This is a genomic window from Nonomuraea sp. NPDC059194 (genome assembly GCF_042754765.1).
In the GTDB taxonomy this organism is placed as follows: Bacteria; Actinomycetota; Actinomycetes; order Streptosporangiales; family Streptosporangiaceae; genus Nonomuraea.
In genome coordinates, this window is the sequence record NZ_JBHZBH010000035.1 from 1 (window position 1) to 17,821 (window position 17,821).

The following is a 17,821-nucleotide window of genomic DNA, read 5'->3' on the forward strand; positions in this document are numbered from 1 at the left end:
AGTTAAGCTCTACAGCGCCGATGGTACTGCACTCGGGAGGGTGTGGGAGAGTAGGTCGCCGCCGCGCAATTCTTTAACGTTAGGCCCTGTCCGGGGAAACCTGGACAGGGCCTTTCTGTATTTCTGGGTATGCGCTTTCCCGAAGGGATTCGGGCGTTTCCAAGGGCTTCACCGGTCGGCGGTGGAGCCCTTTTGTGTTTCCGGCGAAACGTCAGACGCGTTGCCACAGCGCCGGTGTGTTGGGCGGTTCCCAGCCCGCCTGCGCCGTGTGCGACTGGCGGCAGCGATACGTCTGCCCGCCGTACACGACCTGGGCGCCGGTGGAGTACGTCGTGCCGGCCTGCCACGTGCCTCCGGGCGGCGGTGTCGACGGGGGCGGTGAGGTCGGCGGGGTGCCAGGGACGTTCAGCACGAAGTCGAACGTGGCCGTGCCCTGCTGCGGCACGTTCATGAGGAGAGCCGGGTCGAAGATTGTGTCGGTGTTGTTGCGGGGCTCGCCAGGGAAGTAGAGCTGCGTCGTGAGGACGGGACGGTTGGGCGCCTGGAGCTTGACATGCAGGTGCCTGGTGCGACCCGGATAGAGGCCCGGGACGATGGTCGTCAGCCGGAACGCGCCCTGAGCGTCGGTGAACTGGTGGCCGCGCAGGCCGTACCCGACATTGTCGTAGGCGCCCTGCGTGTCGGCCTGCCAGAAGTCAAGGAGCACGTTCGCCAGCGGCTGGCAGGCGAGGCCGAAGACGTAGCCGCTGACCGTCAGGGCGGTGCCGGAACCGGGCAGGACCGAGCGGCGCGGAGAGTTCGGCTTGAAATAGGGGCCCTCGGTCTGCGGAGGGGTGGGGTCGTCGCCGTCGTCGCACGAAGGGGTGAGCGCGGGCGGGGATCCGACCAGGGCGTGCGCCTGGCCGGCGACCAAGGGGAGCGGGGCGGCCAGCAGAGCCGCCTTCAGCACGGTTTTCCGGGTGATTCCTTCGCTTTCCATGGCCCAAGAATCGCAACGGCCGGTCGGGCGGCCTACCCTCCAAACGTGCATACGACCGACGTTATGGAAGGGCCTGCCGTACGAGCGGATAGGGTTGTGGGGTGGATTATCGTGCGGTCGAGCGGGCCATCATGGAACGCGGCGTCGAATGGGACTTCGAGCCGACGCTCGACAGAATCGTGGCCCTGCTGGATCTGCTCGGCTCCCCGCAGCGGGCCTACCCCGTCGTGCACATCGCCGGCACGAACGGCAAGACGAGCACGGCGCGGCTGACCGAGGCCCTGCTGAGGGAGCGCAACCTGCGGGTGGGGCGCTTCACGAGCCCTCACCTGGTCTCCATGCGCGAGCGGATCGTCGTGGACGGCGAGCCGCTGAGCGAGGAGCGGTTCGCGGAGGTCTTCGACGAGATCGCGCCCTATGTCGAGCTGAACGACACCAAGGGAAGGCGCATCCAGTTCTTCGAGCTGCTGACGGCGATGGCCTACGCGGCGTTCGCCGACACGCCGGTCGACGTGGCGGTGATCGAGACGGGGATGGGCGGCACGTGGGACGCCACGAACGTGGTCGACTCCGACGTGTGCATCATCACGCCGATCTCGCTGGATCACATGGACAGGCTCGGGCCCGACATCCCGTCGATCGCGGGCGAGAAGGCCGGGATCATCAAGCCGGGCGCCACCGTGATTCTCGCCCAGCAGGAGCTGGAGGCGGCCGAGGTGCTCATGCGCAGAGCCGCCGAGGTGGGCGCGGTGGTGGCGCGTGAGGGGCTCGAGTTCGGCGTGCTGAGCCGTGAGGTGGCCATGGGCGGCCAGTTGCTCACCCTGCGCGGCCTCAAGGGCGTCTACGAGGACGTCTACCTGCCCCTGTACGGCGCGCACCAGGCCGGCAACGCCGTATGCGCGCTGGCGGCCGTGGAGGCGCTGACCGCGGGCGACGACCCGCTCGACATCGAGCTCGTACGGCAGGCGTTCGCCCAGGCCTCCTCACCGGGACGCCTTGAGGTGGTGCGCAGGAGCCCCACGGTCGTCATCGACGCCGCGCACAACACCGGCGGCATGGAGGCCACGCTCGACGGCCTGCACGAGGCGTTCGACTTCGCCAAGGTGATCGGCGTCGTGTCGGTCATGGCGGACAAGGACGTCAGCGGGCTGCTGGAGCTGCTGGAGCCGGTCCTGGACGAGATCGTCGTCAGCCGCAACTCCTCGCCGCGTGCGATGCCGGCGCAGGAGCTGGGCGAGCTGGCGGAGGGCGTGTTCGGCGAGGACCGCGTCCACGTCGTGGAGCGGCTCGACGACGCCATCGACAGGGCCATCGGGATCGCCGACGCCGCGGGCGAGTTCAGCGGCACCGGCGTCCTCATCACCGGCTCGGTCGTGACCGCGGGCGACGCGCGCCTGCTGCTGAAGGTGGAAGGGCCATGAACTTCGAGGTGACTCCTGGCATGCGCCGGCTGGGCGCGAGCGTGCTCGGGATGGAGGCGATCGTGGTCGCGCTCATCACTCCGGTGGCCATCCAGATCCAGGGCGTCGCGGTGGCGGTGGCGGTGGCGGTCGGCATCGGTCTCGCGGTGCTCTGCGTGGTCGCCGCGGGCCTGCTCAAGCGGCCTGTCGGCTACGTCATCGGCAGCCTGGTCCAGCTGCTGGCGATCGCCACCGGGTTCCTCGTGCCCATGATGTTCTTCCTCGGAGCGATCTTCGCGGCACTGTGGATCACAGCGATATTCGTCGCTCGCCGTGTCGAGGGCGTGACTTCCCGCTAAAGTCGGCCAACATGGCCGTACCCCCCATCGAGCGGTCCCAGGCCGTCAGCCTCGCCGGGCCCGCCACAGCCGCCAGGTTCTCCTGGCTGCTCGACGTGATACTCGGGCTGCTGATCGTCGCCGCGCTGCCCCTGGCGATCCTCGCGATCCCCAACACCGTGTCGCTCGTCTCCGGGCTGCTGCCGCTGGAGTTCGACCGGCTCGACCTGATCAGGGCGCACGGGCTGACGCTGCCGGCGATGATGCTGACGGTGCCGCTGGCGTCGGTGCTCGTGCAGCGGATGAAGGCCGCGCCGATCCTGCTCGCCGGGCTGGCCGTGCTGGCGCTGGCCGACGCGGCGGGCGGCTTCGCGGGCTCGGCCCTGCTGGTCGGCGTGCTGCGGGTGATCCACGGCATCGGCGCGGGCCTGCTGATCCCGGCGCTGCTCATGGCCGCGTGGGAGCGGGCGCCGCTGCTGCGCGCGCTCTGGACGGGCATGCTCGCCGTGAGCCTGCTCGCCGCCCAGGCGCTGGCGCTGTGGCCGCTCGACGACGTGCGCGACTGGCGGATCACGCTGCAGCCGTACCCGCTGCTGACCGGCGTCGCGCTCGGGCTGGCGGCGATCTACCTCGCGCTCGGCGTCGTGACGGGCGCCACGAGCACGCCGGGGCCGCGCGCGATCGAGCGCACCAGGCTGACGCTGACCGCCGTCCCCGCGGCGGGGCTGGCGGTGCTCGCGGTCGGCACCACCTTCGGCTGGCCGCCCGCGCTCGTCATCCTGGCCGCGCTGTTCTCGCTCGCCGCGCTGCTGACGCTGGCCTCGATCGGCACGTTCGAGGGCCCCGCCGGACGCGGCCTCGCCTACGCGATGCTCGCCGTCGGGGTTGTGGTGCTGCCGACGGCCGCCCAGGTCACCTACATGGAGCTCGGCGGGGTCGGCGGGCCGGGGCTCAACGGCCTGTGGCTGCCCTTCCTCATCTGTGCGCTCATGGGCGCGGGCGCGGCGCTGGCCGTCGGCCTGCTCGACCGCGCCTCGATGCAGCGGCTGTCGAGGGCTGGCCTGGTCACGATCGTGGTGGGGCTGTGCGCGGTGCGGCTCATGGTGCCCGCCTCCGACGGCTTCCTGCTCGTCGTGCCGTTCGCGCTGCTGGCCGTGGGTGCGGCGGTGGCGCTGACGGCGGCGCTGCGGATGTGCGGGCCGGGGGCGGCGCTGTACGGGCTGACGCTGTGCTTCCCCGGCGTGCTGGCCGGATACCTGCTCGGCACGGGCGTGCAGATGGTGCTGCTCGGCAGGCCGCAGTCGGCGCAGCAGCTCGTCGACAGGTTCGTGCAGGCGCTGCACCTGTGGGCGCTGATCGGCGGGTTCCTGGTGGTGGCGGTCATCGTGCTGGCGGCGCTGCTGGGACGGCGCTCGGCCGCCCGCGCCGCCGAAAGAGGCGACGAGATCGCCTGCGGCGCTCCAGGAACCGCGGAGGGTACGGCTTTCGCCTCCGACGTCCTGTCAGAGAGCTCGCCCGAGCGGGCAGAGCACGCCTCCATCCCGCACGACACCGCCGCCCCCGGGGTTCGCCGCACCACCATGGATGAGTTTCCGGTGGCCGGTGACGGGATCGCGCCGGAGGAGCACGACGGGGCCCCGACCGAGCCGACCCCCACGTGGCAGAGCGAGGACGCGCCCACGGGAGAGGTTCCTCGGGTGCCCGACGAGCCGGTGCGGCAGACGGGGTCACGTGAGGGGAGCGGCACGCCCGAGGAGCCCGCGGTGAAGGGCTCGGCGGCGGAGCGGGCCGGTGAAGGGGCGGGGCAGTCGCCCGTCGTGCCGCCGCCCACGCAGTCCCCCGAAGACTCCGCCGCCGACTAGGTGAGCGCCGTCGAGCACGGGGAATCGGCGAGAGGGCGGTAAGCTTCGCGCGTTCGCCGCATTTCGCGACCAAGACATCCAGTTCAAAGGAGAACCACCAGTGTCCGAGCGCACTCTTGTCCTGATCAAGCCCGACGGGGTGAAGCGCGGCCTCATCGGTGACGTGATCGCTCGCATCGAGCGCAAGGGCCTCAAGATCGTGGCCATGGAGCTGCGCCAGCTCGACGCCGAGACCGCCAAGGCCCACTACGCCGAGCACTCCGAGCGCCCGTTCTTCGGCGAGCTGGTGGAGTTCATCACCTCCGCGCCGCTGGTCGCGCTGGTGGTCGAAGGCCCCCGCGCGGTCGAGGCGTTCCGTTCGCTGGCCGGTCTGACCGACCCGGTGAAGTCCGCCCCCGGCACCATCCGCGGCGACCACGCGCTGGAGATCGGCGAGAACGTCGTCCACGGCTCCGACTCGCCCGAGTCGGCCGCGCGCGAGATCAAGATCTTCTTCCCGGACCGCTTCTAAGGTCTGACCCCCGGACGCCGGCCCCGCACTGACCGCGGGGCCGGCGTTCGGCGTCTCACGGCCTGGTCTGGAATGCGTCAAGACCGGTCGTGGCGTGGCGCCGTCCTGCCCGCTGCAGGCCAGCGTGGTGAAAAGCCTCGGCAGCCTGGAGCCGTGGCGTGGTGCGGTCCTGCCGGGCGGTGGCCAGCGTGGTGAAGGCCCCGGAGCCGTGGGGGTCGGCGTTGGGTCGGGGGTCGGCCCGGGTCTCGGGCGGTGCGGGTCTCGGGCGGTGCGGGTCCGTTGGGCGGCGGCGTTCGTTGGGTGGGGCCGTGGCGGTCGGCATGAGAGCGGGTCCGCGTGCGGGGGTGCGGGATAGCGGTGATGGACGGTGTACCAACCGGTTTTGCCGTGTCCTTACCGTTCATCATTCCGGCGAAAGGGGCGAAAAGCCGCCTCCAAAAGCCCGACGAATCCGGCGAAACCGCACGTCAGGCTCCCCGGTCGAGGATCGCTGGAGGCCGCTCTTGGGCGGTGCGCGCACGGCGTGTCGGGGCTGATGGTGGTTTGCGGGCAAACGGGTGGTGAGGCGGAGGCGACAAGATTTTTGTGGGGCACCGGTGCTCATTGCGCTCCCAGGCGGGTACGTCACGTTACGATTCAAATGCGATCCGTAATTATTCGCGACGACGTTACGGGGCTCCCCATGAGCAGCAGGCTCGCCTTTCTCGGCCGTGACATGGCCGTCGACCTCGGTACCGCCAACACGTTGGTCTACGTGCGTGGCCGCGGCATCGTGCTCAACGAGCCGTCCGTCGTCGCGATCAACACGACCACCGGCAAGATCGTCGCAGTGGGCATCGAGGCCAAACGGATGATCGGCCGCACACCGGGCAACATCGTGGCCGTGCGTCCCCTGAAGGACGGGGTGATCGCCGACTTCGACGTGACCGAGCGGATGCTGCGCTACTTCATCCAGCGCGTCCACAAGCGCCGCCATTTCGCCAAGCCGCGCATCATCATCGCCGTGCCCAGCGGCATCACCGGCGTGGAGCAGCGGGCGGTGAAGGAGGCCGGCTACCAGGCGGGCGCGCGCAAGGTCTACATCGTCGAGGAGCCCATGGCGGCGGCGATCGGCGCGGGTCTGCCGGTCCATGAGCCGACCGGCAACATGGTGGTCGACATCGGCGGCGGCACCACCGAGGTCGCCATCATCTCGATGGGCGGCGTGGTGACCAGCCAGTCGATCAGGGTCGGCGGCGACGAGCTCGACCAGGCCGTGATCACCTTCGCGAAGAAGGAACACTCCCTGATGCTCGGCGAGCGCACCGCCGAGGAGATCAAGATGGCCATCGGCTCGGCCTGCGCGTCCGAAGACGAGTTCCATGCCGAGATCCGTGGTCGCGACCTGGTCAGCGGGCTGCCCAAGACGATCGTGGTCTCCGCCGAGGAGATCAGGAAGGCGATCAGGGAGCAGGTCAACACCATCATCGACGCGGTCAAGACCACGCTCGACAAGTGCCCGCCCGAGCTGTCGGGCGACCTGATGGACAGAGGCATCGCGCTCACCGGCGGCGGAGCCCTGCTCAAGGGCCTCGACGAGCGCCTGCGCGACGAGACCGGCATGCCCGTGCACATGGTGGAGAACCCTCTCGACTCCGTGGCGCTCGGCTCCGGCAAGTGTGTCGAGGAGTTCGAGGCGCTCCACGCCGTGCTCGTTCCCGAACCGCGTCACTGAGATGAGGGACACGCGCCGGGCCCGGCTGATCCTCGGGCTGCTGCTGACCGTGGCGCTGGTCGTGCTGACCATCGACCACCGCGCGAGTGGGAGCTCACCGTTCGGGATCCTGCGCGGCGTCGGTTCCTCCCTGTTCGGGGCGGCGGAGCGGTTCGTCGCCGGGGTGGTGACGCCGGTCAGCGAGTTCGTCGGCGCGATCGCCGGCGCCCCAGGGGCTCGCGACCGGATCAAGCAGCTGGAGGCGCAGAACGCCAAGCTCCGCGCCGACCTGGCGACCAGCGGCCTGGACCGGGCCCGCTCGGCGGAGCTGCGCAAGCTGCTCGGCACCTCCCAGCGCGGCGGCTACACCGTCGTGCCCGCCAACGTGGTCGCCCGCAGGGGCCACCCGGGCTTCGAGGACGCCATCGAGATCGACGCGGGCACCAGTGACGGGATCAGGGCCGAGATGACGGTGATCAACGGTGACGGCCTGGTCGGCAGGGTGGTGCGGGCCACGGCGAGCAACGCGACCGTCATGCTGCTGAGCGATCCCGCCTCGTCGGCGGGCGCCAGGCTGGAGGGCGCCAACGAGATCGGCGTCATCCACGGCGTCGGCGAGTACGGCAGGCTGGTGCAGTTCCGGCTGCTCGACTCGACGGCCCGGTTGACGCCGGGCACCAGGATCGTCAGCTTCGGCTCCCAGCGCGGCGTGCCGTACGTGCCAGGGGTGCCGATCGGGGTGATCGAGCGGGTGGAGGCGACGCCGGGCGAGCTGACCCGCATCGCCTACGCCAGGCCTTTCGCGAACCTCAGCGCCCTCGACGCCGTGGGGGTGGTGGTCGCCGCGCCCAAGCGTGATCCGCGCGACGCGGTCCTGCCCAGGTCGGCGGGAGAGCGATGATCGCTGTCCTGGCCGTGCTGGTCGCGCTGCTGGTGCAGGTCACGGTCGTCAACAGGTTCCCGCTCCCACCCGGCGGCGGGCCCGATCTGGTGCTGCTGGTCGTGATCGGGATGGCGCTGGCCAGGGGCCCTGTGGCGGGGGCGGTGTTGGGGTTCAGCGCGGGGATGCTGGTGGACCTGATGCCGCCGACCGCGCACGTGCTCGGGCAGTACGCCTTCGTCTACGCGCTGGTCGGCTATGTCGCCGGGCGCGGGCTGGGCGGCACGGTCCCGACCGTCATGCTGTGCGTGCTCGCGGCGCCGCTGCTGGCCGCGGCGGTGGGCTGGCTGATCGGCGACCCGCGCGTCACGGCGGCCTCGATCGTGTCGGGTGTCCCCGTCACCGTGCTCTACTCGCTGCTCGCCGCTCCCGCGGTCATCTGGCTGGTCACCACCAGCAGATCGGAGGAGTACGCGGCATGACCAGGATGCGCACCAGGCTCTTCGTGCTCCACGTGCTGGCCGTCACGTTGCTGGCGTTGCTGACCGTACGGCTGTGGCAGGTGCAGATGATGCGGGGCGCCGAGTTCGTCAGCGCCGCCGACGAGACCAGGAACAGGAACGTCGTCGTGCCCGCCGTCCGAGGGCAGATCCTCGACGCGTGGGGTCGGCCGCTGGTCCGCAACAGGACGGCGCTGGTCATCTCGGTCGACAGGACCGCGCTGATCAGGATGAAAGACGGCGGCGCCGGGGTGCTCCAACGGCTCTCGGCCGTGCTCGGGACCCCCGCCAAGCAGCTGGAGAAGCGCATCCAGCCGTGCGGGCCCGGCGTGACGAGGCCGTGCTGGACGGGCTCGCCGTACCAGCCGATCCCCATCGACCAGAAGGCCACCACCCGCGAGGCGCTGCAGATCCTGGAGCGGCAGGAGGAGTTCCCCGGCGTGACGGCCCAGGTGCAGGCGGTCAGGGAGTATCCGGGCGGGAGAGCGGGCGCGCAGATGCTCGGCTACCTGCAGCCGGCCACGGAGGAGGAGCTGGAAAAGCGCGAGGGGCTGAAGGCCGAGTTCTCCGGCGTCGACGTGGTGGGGCGTGACGGGCTGGAGTACGTCTACGACGAGGCGCTGCGCGGCAAGTCGGGGCTGCGCAAGGTCCAGGTCGACCGGATGGGCAAGTCGCTCGGGGTGCGGCAGCGGGTGGCGCCCATCCCCGGCGACACGTTGATCACCAGCATCGACGCGCGGATCCAGGGCATCGTGGAGAAGGCCATCGACAAGGCGATGAAGGGGGCGCCCAGGGCCGACGGGGCGGCGGGAGTGGTGCTCGACGCGCGCTCGGGCAGGGTGGTGGCGCTGGCCAGCGCGCCTGGCTACGACCCGGCCATCTGGACGGGCGGGATCTCCGAGAAGGAGTACCAACGGCTGCTGTCGGACAAGGAGGGCAAGCCGCTGGTCTCGCGGGCCATCAACGGGCAGTTCGCGCCCGGCTCGACGTTCAAGGTGTCGTCGGTGTCGGCGATGTTGCGCGCCGGGTATCCGCTGCACGGCCACTACGCCTGCCCCGGCTCCTACATGGTCGGCAGCAGGGCGTTCAACAACTTCCGCGGGATCGGCCTCGGCACGCTCACGCTGCACACGGCGCTGGTGCGGTCATGCGACACGATCTTCTACAAGTCGTCCTACGAGGAGTGGATCAAGGACGGCGGGCTGCGGCCGAAGAAGCCGCCGAAGGAGCGCTTCGCCAGCATGGCCAGGGCCTTCGGCTTCGGCAGTCCCACGGGCATCGACCTGCCGGGCGAGTCGTCGGGCCGGATCCCCGACCGGGCGTGGAAGAAGGAGCTGTGGGCGGCCACCAGCGCCACCAACTGCCGCCGCTCGCGCACCGGCTACCCCGAGGTGACCGACAGGTCCAGGGCCGCCTTCCTCAAACGCCTGGCCTACGAGAACTGCCTGGAGGGCTACCTGCTGCGGCCAGGTGACGCCGCCAACTTCTCCATCGGGCAGGGCGACGTGCTGGTCACGCCGCTGCAACTGGCCGCCGCCTACGCGGCGCTGGTCAGCGACGGCAAGCTGCGCAGCCCGAGGATCGGGTGGGCGCTGGTACGGCCCGACGGCACGCTGGTGAAGAAGATCGAGGTGCCGGTCAAGGGCGAGCTGCCGCTGAGCCCCAAGGAGCGGGCCTACATCAAGAACGCGCTCAGCCAGGTCGCCTCCGACGGCACCGCGGCGGGCGCCTTCAGCGGCTTCCCGATGGACAAGGTGAAGGTCGGCGGCAAGACGGGCACGGCCGAGGTGTGGGGCAAGGCCGACACCTCATGGTTCGCCTCGTTCGCGCCGACCAGCAAGCCGAGGTTCGTGGTCGTGGCGATGGTGTCGCAGGGCGGCATGGGCGGCTCGACCGCGGCGCCCGCCGTACGGGAGATCTACGAGGGGATCTACGGGTTCGAGCGCGCGGCGGACGGCGAGACCACGGACGACAAGGCGAAGGACGACAAGGCGCAGGAGAAGGCGCAGCGCAGGCCCGAGCTGCCGACCGGCGTCCTGCCGAAGATCAAGAGTGACGGCACGGTGGCGCGATGACGGCCCGCACCCATCTGAGACCTCGCAGGTCCTTCGCGTTGAAGGCCGTGGACGCGCAGTCGACGCTGTGGCGGCTCGACTGGGTCATGCTGGTGTCGGTGGCGGCGCTGGGCGTGATCGGCACGCTGCTGGTGTGGTCGTCGACGCGCACCTGGGTGCTGGGCTCCACGGGACTGGTCAAGAAACACGTGCTCAACCTGGTCATCGGGGCGGTGATGTGCGGCGCGATGGCGATGGTCGACCACCGGCTGCTGCGGGCCTACGCGCCGATGGCGTATCTGGCGACGCTGGTCGGGCTGGTGCTGGTGGCCACGCCCGTGGGCACGACGGTCAACGGCTCCCACTCGTGGATCATGCTCGGCGGCGGGTTCGCGATCCAGCCGTCGGAGTTCGCCAAGGTCGGGCTGATCCTGATGCTGGCGATGCTGCTCGCCCAGCCGGCCGAGGGCACCGATCGGCCGCGCGGGCTCGACGTGGTGTTCGCGCTGCTGCTGTCGGCGGGGACGATGGGGCTGGTCATGTTGCAGCCCGACCTCGGCACCACGCTCGTGCTGGCCGTCATCGCGGCGGCGGCGCTGGTCATCGCGGGCGTCCAGAAGCGGTGGATCATCCTGCTGGCGCTGTCGGTCGTGGCGGGCGGCGTGTGCGTGTGGGTCTTCGAGCTGCTGGAGCCGTACCAGGTGGCGCGGTTCACCGCCTTCCTCGATCCGAGCGTCGACCCGCGCGGGGTCGGCTACAACAGCACCCAGTCGCTGATCGCGATCGGCTCGGGCGAGCTGTTCGGCAAGGGGCTGTTCATGGGCGGGCAGACGACCGGCAGGTTCGTGCCCGAGCAGCACACCGACTTCATCTTCACCGTCGCGGGCGAGGAGTTCGGCTTTCTCGGCTCGGTGACGGTGGTGCTGCTGCTGGGCGTGGTGCTGCTGCGCGGGCTGCACATCGCCAGGCAGTGCGAGGACCGCTTCGGCGCGCTGGTGGCCGGCACGATCGTGTGCTGGCTGGCCTTCCAGGCGTTCGTCAACATCGGGATGACCATCGGGATCATGCCGATCACCGGGCTGCCGCTGCCGTTCGTCTCCTACGGCGGCACCTCGACCTTCGCCAACCTGATCGCGGTGGGCACGCTGCAGGCGATCAGGATCAGGGAGAGATCGTTCTAGCGGCGGGCGGGAGTGGAGGAGGACACCGACTACCCTTGGTGTCATGTCTGTCGAGTCATTGTTCCCACGCCTGGAAGCGCTGCTGCCCAAGGTGCAGAAGCCGATCCAGTACGTCGGGGGTGAGCTCAACTCGACGGTGAAGGACTGGGACGACGCATCGGTGCGCTGGGCGCTGATGTATCCCGACGCCTACGAGGTCGGCCTGCCCAACCAGGGTGTGGCCATCCTCTACGAGATCCTCAACGAGCTGCCCGACACGCTGGCCGAACGCACCTACTCGGTGTGGCCAGACCTCGAGGCGCTCATGCGCGCGGAGGGCGTCCCTCAGTTCACCGTGGACGGCCACCGCCCCGTGCGCGCCTTCGATGTGCTCGGCTTGTCGTTCTCCACGGAGTTGGGCTACACCAACATGCTCACCGCGCTCGACCTGGCCGGCATCCCGCTGCTGTCGGTCGATCGCGGCGACGACGACCCGATCGTGCTGGCCGGCGGCCACGCCGCCTTCAACCCCGAGCCGATCGCCGACTTCCTCGACGCGGCCGTGCTGGGCGACGGCGAGCAGATCGCCATCGCCATCAGCGAGGTCGTGCGCGAGTGGAAGGCCGAGGGCCGGCCGGGCGGCCGTGACGAGCTGCTGATGCGGCTGGCCGAGTCGGGCGGCGTGTACGTCCCGAAGTTCTACGACGTCGAGTACCACCCCGACGGGCGCATCAAGCGCGTGGCTCCCAACCGGAGCAACGTGCCCTGGCGCGTGCACAAGCACACCGTCATGGACCTCGACGAGTGGCCGTACCCGAAGAAACCGCTCGTCCCGCTGGCCGAGACCGTTCACGAGCGGTTCAGCGTCGAGATCTTCCGCGGCTGCACCAGGGGATGCAGGTTCTGCCAGGCCGGCATGATCACGCGCCCGGTCCGCGAGCGGTCGATCACCACGATCGGCGCCATGGTCGAGAACGGCATCCGCGAGTCGGGCTTCAACGAGGTCGGCCTGCTGTCGCTGTCGTCGGCCGACCACTCCGAGATCGGTGAGGTGGCCAAGGGCCTGGCCGACCGCTACGAGGGCACCAACACCTCGCTGTCGCTGCCCTCGACCAGGGTCGACGCCTTCAACATCGACCTGGCGAACGAGTTCTCGCGCAACGGCCGCCGCTCGGGCCTGACCTTCGCGCCCGAAGGCGGCTCCGAGCGCATGCGCAAGGTGATCAACAAGATGGTCACCGAGGAAGACCTGATCCGCACCGTCAGCACGGCCTACAGCCAGGGCTGGCGGCAGGTGAAGCTCTACTTCATGTGTGGTCTGCCCACCGAGCGCGACGAGGACGTGCTCGGCATCGCCGACCTGGCCAAGAAGGTCATCAAGGCGGGCCGCGAGGCCACCGGTTCGCGCGACATCCGCTGCACGGTCTCCATCGGCGGGTTCGTGCCCAAGCCGCACACCCCGTTCCAGTGGGCCGCGCAGGCCGACCACGAGACCGTCGACAGGCGGCTCAAGCAGCTGCGCGAGTCGCTGCGTGGCGACAAGGAGTACGGCAGGGCCATCGGCTACCGTTACCACGACGGCAAGCCCTCGATCGTGGAGGGCCTGCTCTCGCGCGGCGACCGCAGGGTCGGCGCGGTCATCAGGGCCGTCTGGGAGGACGGTGGCCGCTTCGACGGCTGGAGCGAGCACTTCTCCTACGACCGCTGGATGGCCGCCGCGCAGAAGGCGGGCGTCGCGGTCGACTGGTACACCACGCGCGAGCGCGAGGAGAACGAGGTCCTGCCATGGGACCACCTCGACGCCGGGCTCGACCGCGAGTGGCTCTGGCAGGACTGGCAGGAAGCCGTCAACGGCGGCGAGGTCGAAGACTGCCGGTGGACGCCGTGCTACGACTGCGGGGTCTGCCCCACCATGGGCACCGAGATCCAGATCGGCCCGACGGGTAAGAAGCTGCTGCCGCTCACTGTGGTATAGAGACGGCTTTATCCTGAATGTAGAAAGTAACTCTGACACGGGAAGGAAGACGACGTTCTGAAGCCTGTTCCCGAGGGGCCTCCGCCCGCGCCCACGGTGCAGCGCCTACGCGTGCGCTACGCCAAGCGCGGACGCCTGCGCTTCACCAGCCACCGCGACATCTCACGGGCCGTCGAGAGGGCGGTTCGCCGTGCCGGTATTCCGGTGGCCTTCAGCGCGGGTTTCTCTCCCCATCCGAAGATCTCCTACGCGGGTGCGGCGCCGACAGGTGTCGCCAGCGAGGCCGAATACCTCGAGCTCGGCCTGACCGAGCCGTGCGATCCCGGCAGGATCCGCGCGGACCTCGACGCCTCGCTGCCTCCAGGCCTTGACGTCCTCGACGTCGTCGAGGCGCGTTCTGGAGCGCTCGCCGACCGCCTGGAGGGTTCGGCGTGGGAGCTGAGGCTGCCCGGCGCGGACAGCGAGCTGGCGCGCGTGGCGGTGGAGAAGTTCCTCGCGGCCGGCGCCGTCGAGGTCGAACGCCTCACCAAGAAGGGGATGCGGCGCTTCGACGCCCGCGAGGCGGTGCTGACCCTGGCTTCAGAAGGAACCGCAGCTCAGGTGCCAGGACAGTCGTGTGTCATACTGCGCATGGTTGTTCGGCACATGACTCCTGCCGTTCGACCCGACGACGTGCTCACGGGCCTGCGTCTTGTGGCCGACTTCGCGCCGCCGGTCCCCCCCGAGGTGACCAGGCTGGCGCAGGGGCCGCTCGACGCCGTATCCGGTGAACCCGCCGACCCGTTCGGCCTTGACCGCGACATGACGCGCGGCGGCGACGCGGGACCGGCAGGCGCGCACATCGACGGCAAGTGAGAGACGTGACCTGCCGCACTGGCACGAACGTGACATGGCGGTCTTGCGTCTCACACGACAAGGGAGAGCTTTGCGAGCTCCGCACGGTGGCGGGGTTCGGAGGGCTCGACCGCTGACAGGACTTGGCGTCCGTGCCTTTCGCAGGCGTGGGCGGACAACGAGACACGAGAGCTCCTGCGCGGCGCGGCGACGCGCCCGGGAGCTGACGGGAGAGCGCCCGCATGCTCGACAACGAGCCCGGTACCGGGGCCCACGGCCCTGACGGGGAGACAACAGAACAGACCGCCGCGCCGAAGCGCCGGCGCTCGGCGAGCAGGCCCGCGGGGCCGCCGCCGGAGATCGACGACGTTCCCACGGTAGTCGTCACCACGCAGGCTTCCGGCCAGGCGGGGTCGGCGTCAACCGATTTTTCCGCTTCCGCCGCCGCGCCCGCTGCCCAGGCCAACGGCACGGCCGCCGCTGTCTCATCGGAGGCCGCCGACGATACGGCCAGCGTGGTCGAGGAGGCGGAGGCCGCTGACGATACGGCCGTCGAGGCGCCCGCGCCCAAGCGCGCCAGCAGGTCCAGGTCGACCGCCACGACGGTGACGCGCCGCCGTACGACGAAGAAGGCCGCCGAACAAGCGCAGGAGGCTCCCCCTGAGGAGCCCGCCGCGGGCGTGTCCGAAGGTGGGGACGCGGCTGCCGAGGCCGCCGTGGAGGAGGCCCCGAAGCGGCGCCGTACCCGCAAGAAGGCCGAACCTGAGCCCGAGCCCGAGTCGCCGGTCGAGGCGGCCGTTGCGGCGGCGGTGGCCGCCGAGCTGGTGGAGGCGCTGCCGGAGAGCGAGCCGCTCGACGACGAGCCCGCCGGTGAAGACCTCGACGAGGAGCCGGTCGGCAGGCCGGCGCTGTTCGCCGACCCGTTCGGCCTGTCCGCGCAGGCCGCGCAGGAGTCCGGCGCGACCTTCCAGCGGCCCGCCGCGGTCTTCACGCCGCTGTTCCAGGCCCCCGACCCGAGCCAGGCCCAGCCCGTCAGGGTCGAGCCGCCGCAGCCGGTCAGGCCGCAGGCCGAGGAGGCCGAGGCGCCGTTCGGCGAGGAGATCGCCGAGGAGAGCGACGAGGCGGAGGACGAGGCCGACACCGACGAGACCGAGGACGAGAGCGGCAGCCGTCGCCGTCGCCGCCGCAGGGGCGGCAGGGGCCGCGGCAAGTCGCGCGAGCGCGACGAGGACGCGGGTGACTCCGACGAGTCCGACGAGGACGAGGAGGCCGCCGACGGCGCCGAGGACGTCGAGGAGTCGCAGGCCGACGAGGAGGAGTCGACCGGCTCGCGCCGCCGCAGGCGCAGGCGGCGCAGGGGCGGCGACGAGAGCGCCGAGCCCGCCGGCGACGACCCGCCGAACACGGTGGTGCGCATCCGCGCGCCGCGCGCCGGCCGGGCCAGCTCGCTCGACACCTCGGCCGACGGTGTGCAGAGCGTGCGCGGCTCCACCCGGCTGGAGGCCAAGAAGCAGCGCCGTCGCGAGGGGCGCGAGCTGGGCCGCCGCAGGCCGCCGATCATCACCGAGTCGGAGTTCCTGGCCAGGCGCGAGTCCGTCGACAGGATGATGGTGGTGCGCCGCCAGGGCGACCGCACCCAGATCGCGGTCCTGGAGGACGGCGTGCTCGTCGAGCACTACGTCAACCGCGAGGCCAGCCAGTCCTACGTGGGCAACGTCTACCTCGGCAAGGTGCAGAACGTGCTGCCCTCGATGGAGGCGGCGTTCGTCGACATCGGCAAGGGCCGCAACGCGGTCCTGTACGCGGGCGAGGTCAACTTCGACACCGCCGGCCTGGAGGGGCAGCCCAAGCGCATCGAGGCGGCGCTCAAGTCGGGCCAGTCGGTGCTGGTGCAGGTCACCAAGGACCCGCTCGGCCACAAGGGCGCCAGGCTCACCAGCCAGATCTCGCTGCCCGGCCGCTACCTGGTGTACGTGCCCGACGGGTCGATGACCGGCATCAGCCGCAAGCTGCCCGACAAGGAGCGCACGCGGCTCAAGGCCATCCTGAAGAAGGTCATGCCGGAGAACGCCGGCGTCATCGTGCGCACGGCCGCCGAGGGCGCCTCCGAGGACGAGCTCGCCCGCGACGTGGCCAGGCTGTCGGCGCAGTGGGAGGCCATCCAGAAGAAGGCCAAGTCCGCCAGCCCGCCCGAGCTGCTGTCGTCCGAGCCCGACCTGACCATCCGCGTGGTCCGCGACGTGTTCAACGAGGACTTCTCCTCGCTGGTCGTGCAGGGCGAGGAGGCCTGGGAGACGGTCGACGAGTACGTCAAGTACGTCGCGCCGCACCTGGCCGACCGGCTGGCCCGATGGGACGAGGACGGCGACGTCTTCGAGTCGTACCGGATCGACGAGCAGCTCGGCAAGGCGCTGGACCGCAAGGTGTGGCTGCCGTCCGGCGGCTCGCTGGTGATCGACCGCACCGAGGCGATGACCGTCGTCGACGTCAACACCGGCAAGTTCACCGGACAGGGCGGCAACCTCGAGGAGACCGTCACCCGCAACAACCTGGAGGCGGCCGAGGAGATCGTCCGCCAGCTCAGGCTGCGCGACATCGGCGGCATCATCGTCATCGACTTCATCGACATGGTCCTGGAGTCCAACCGTGACCTGGTGCTGCGGCGGCTGCTGGAGTGCCTGGCCCGCGACAGGACCAAGCACCAGGTCGCCGAGGTCACCTCGCTCGGCCTGGTCCAGATGACCCGTAAGCGGGTCGGTCAGGGCCTGCTGGAGGCCTTCTCGACGACCTGCGACTGCTGCAACGGGCGGGGCCTGATCGTCTCGACCGAGCCGGTCGAGGGCAAGCCCGAGCCGCGCGGCACGCAGGGCAAGATGGCCATCGAGAAGGCGGTCGCGGAGAAGGTGTCCGCGGCCAACGACTCCCTCAGCCGTGATACCGTGACCGGTGCGCTTGATGACGTTCCGGGCACGGAGGACGACCAGGCGAACCAGACTTCCGGCAGGGGGCGGCGACGCTCCCGCCGAGCCAAGTCGGCAGAGTAGCGCCGATTTCGGCGGCGCCCCGCTTCTGCGGGGCGCCAACCGAGTCGGCCCTCCCGCGGCCGCGTCACCTCCCTTCATCGGGGGGAACGCCAGCGGGCATGGCCGACTATGTCCGACGATCCAGCCGGTTCGACCGGGGGCCGCTCATCCGGTAACCTAGTCAATCGGTGCGTCCAGTGGCGCGCCCTGTTCGCGCGCCCACTCGGTTCGTCGGTTCCAGACAGTGATCGAATGCCGGGCGCAGCATTCAGAGAGTCAGCAGAAGGGTTCCGCGGTGTACGCGATCGTTCGTTGCGGCGGCAGGCAGCAGAAGGTCTCCGTCGGTGACGTCCTCGAGGTGGACAAGGTCGCCGGCGAGGTCGGTTCTTCGGTTTCGCTGCCGACGGTGCTCGTCGTCAACGACGGCGACGTGACCACGGAGGCGGGCAGGTTCACGGTCAGCGCCGAGATTCTCGGTGAGACCAAGGGCCCCAAGATCCGCATCCTCAAGTACAAGAACAAGACCGGTTACAAGAAGCGCCAGGGTCACCGTCAGCGGTACACCCAGGTGAAGATCACCGGTATCGACCAGGCCTGATCGGGAGTTTGAGA

Annotated in this window: 14 protein-coding genes; 13 read left to right on the forward strand and 1 reads right to left on the reverse strand. The window is 70.3% G+C overall.

All coding sequences use genetic code 11. The features are described 5' to 3' along the window. Positions 1-211 precede the first annotated feature (211 nt). Positions 212-979: a carbohydrate-binding protein gene (locus tag ACFXJ8_RS32940; RefSeq protein ID WP_379647895.1), complete on the reverse strand. Its 768-nt coding sequence runs from the start codon at positions 977-979 to the stop codon at positions 212-214. Between the two features lie 131 nt (positions 980-1,110). Between ACFXJ8_RS32940 and ACFXJ8_RS32945 the strand changes: the two genes are divergently transcribed. The 13 genes from ACFXJ8_RS32945 (at position 1,111) to rplU (ending at position 17,807) form a co-directional block, all read left to right on the forward strand. Beyond that, complete coding sequence (locus ACFXJ8_RS32945; protein WP_379647971.1) at positions 1,111-2,400, forward strand: bifunctional folylpolyglutamate synthase/dihydrofolate synthase; 1,290 nt, start codon at positions 1,111-1,113, stop codon at positions 2,398-2,400. Further along, positions 2,397-2,738: a DUF4233 domain-containing protein gene (locus ACFXJ8_RS32950; protein WP_379647896.1), complete on the forward strand. Its 342-nt coding sequence runs from the start codon at positions 2,397-2,399 to the stop codon at positions 2,736-2,738. Before ACFXJ8_RS32945 ends, ACFXJ8_RS32950 begins: the two co-directional genes overlap by 4 nt. 11 nt (positions 2,739-2,749) lie before the next feature. Further along, a complete protein-coding gene (locus ACFXJ8_RS32955; RefSeq protein WP_379647897.1) occupies positions 2,750-4,579 on the forward strand; it encodes a hypothetical protein in 1,830 nt (609 codons plus the stop codon). Positions 4,580-4,679: 100 nt separating this feature from the next. Beyond that, a complete protein-coding gene (gene ndk / locus ACFXJ8_RS32960) occupies positions 4,680-5,090 on the forward strand; it encodes a nucleoside-diphosphate kinase (protein WP_379647898.1) in 411 nt (136 codons plus the stop codon). Positions 5,091-5,772: 682 nt separating this feature from the next. After that, positions 5,773-6,804 (forward strand): rod shape-determining protein, encoded by a 1,032-nt coding sequence (locus tag ACFXJ8_RS32965; protein WP_379581637.1) that lies wholly within the window; start codon positions 5,773-5,775, stop codon positions 6,802-6,804. Between the two features lies 1 nt (position 6,805). Beyond that, complete coding sequence (mreC, locus tag ACFXJ8_RS32970; RefSeq protein ID WP_379647899.1) at positions 6,806-7,684, forward strand: rod shape-determining protein MreC; 879 nt, start codon at positions 6,806-6,808, stop codon at positions 7,682-7,684. Next, entirely contained in the window at positions 7,681-8,145 is a 465-nt protein-coding gene (mreD, locus tag ACFXJ8_RS32975; RefSeq protein WP_379647900.1) for a rod shape-determining protein MreD, read from the forward strand. The genes mreC and mreD overlap by 4 nt, the downstream gene beginning before the upstream one ends. Beyond that, the gene (gene mrdA / locus ACFXJ8_RS32980; RefSeq protein ID WP_379647901.1) at positions 8,142-10,238 is read left to right on the forward strand and encodes a penicillin-binding protein 2; all 2,097 of its coding nucleotides are present in this window, start codon (positions 8,142-8,144) and stop codon (positions 10,236-10,238) included. The genes mreD and mrdA overlap by 4 nt, the downstream gene beginning before the upstream one ends. After that, positions 10,235-11,398: a rod shape-determining protein RodA gene (rodA, locus tag ACFXJ8_RS32985; RefSeq protein WP_379647902.1), complete on the forward strand. Its 1,164-nt coding sequence runs from the start codon at positions 10,235-10,237 to the stop codon at positions 11,396-11,398. The genes mrdA and rodA overlap by 4 nt, the downstream gene beginning before the upstream one ends. Positions 11,399-11,441: 43 nt before the next feature. Then, the gene (locus tag ACFXJ8_RS32990; protein ID WP_379647903.1) at positions 11,442-13,352 is read left to right on the forward strand and encodes a TIGR03960 family B12-binding radical SAM protein; all 1,911 of its coding nucleotides are present in this window, start codon (positions 11,442-11,444) and stop codon (positions 13,350-13,352) included. 111 nt (positions 13,353-13,463) lie between these two features. Next, complete coding sequence (locus ACFXJ8_RS32995) at positions 13,464-14,207, forward strand: TIGR03936 family radical SAM-associated protein (RefSeq protein WP_379647904.1); 744 nt, start codon at positions 13,464-13,466, stop codon at positions 14,205-14,207. A gap of 221 nt (positions 14,208-14,428) precedes the next feature. After that, entirely contained in the window at positions 14,429-17,230 is a 2,802-nt protein-coding gene (locus tag ACFXJ8_RS33000; protein WP_379647905.1) for an Rne/Rng family ribonuclease, read from the forward strand. A 274-nt stretch (positions 17,231-17,504) separates the two neighbouring features. After that, positions 17,505-17,807 carry a 50S ribosomal protein L21 gene (rplU, locus tag ACFXJ8_RS33005; protein ID WP_270159450.1) on the forward strand — a complete coding sequence of 101 codons (303 nt, stop codon included), beginning with the start codon at positions 17,505-17,507 and terminating at the stop codon, positions 17,805-17,807. The last annotated feature ends 14 nt before the right edge of the window (positions 17,808-17,821 follow it).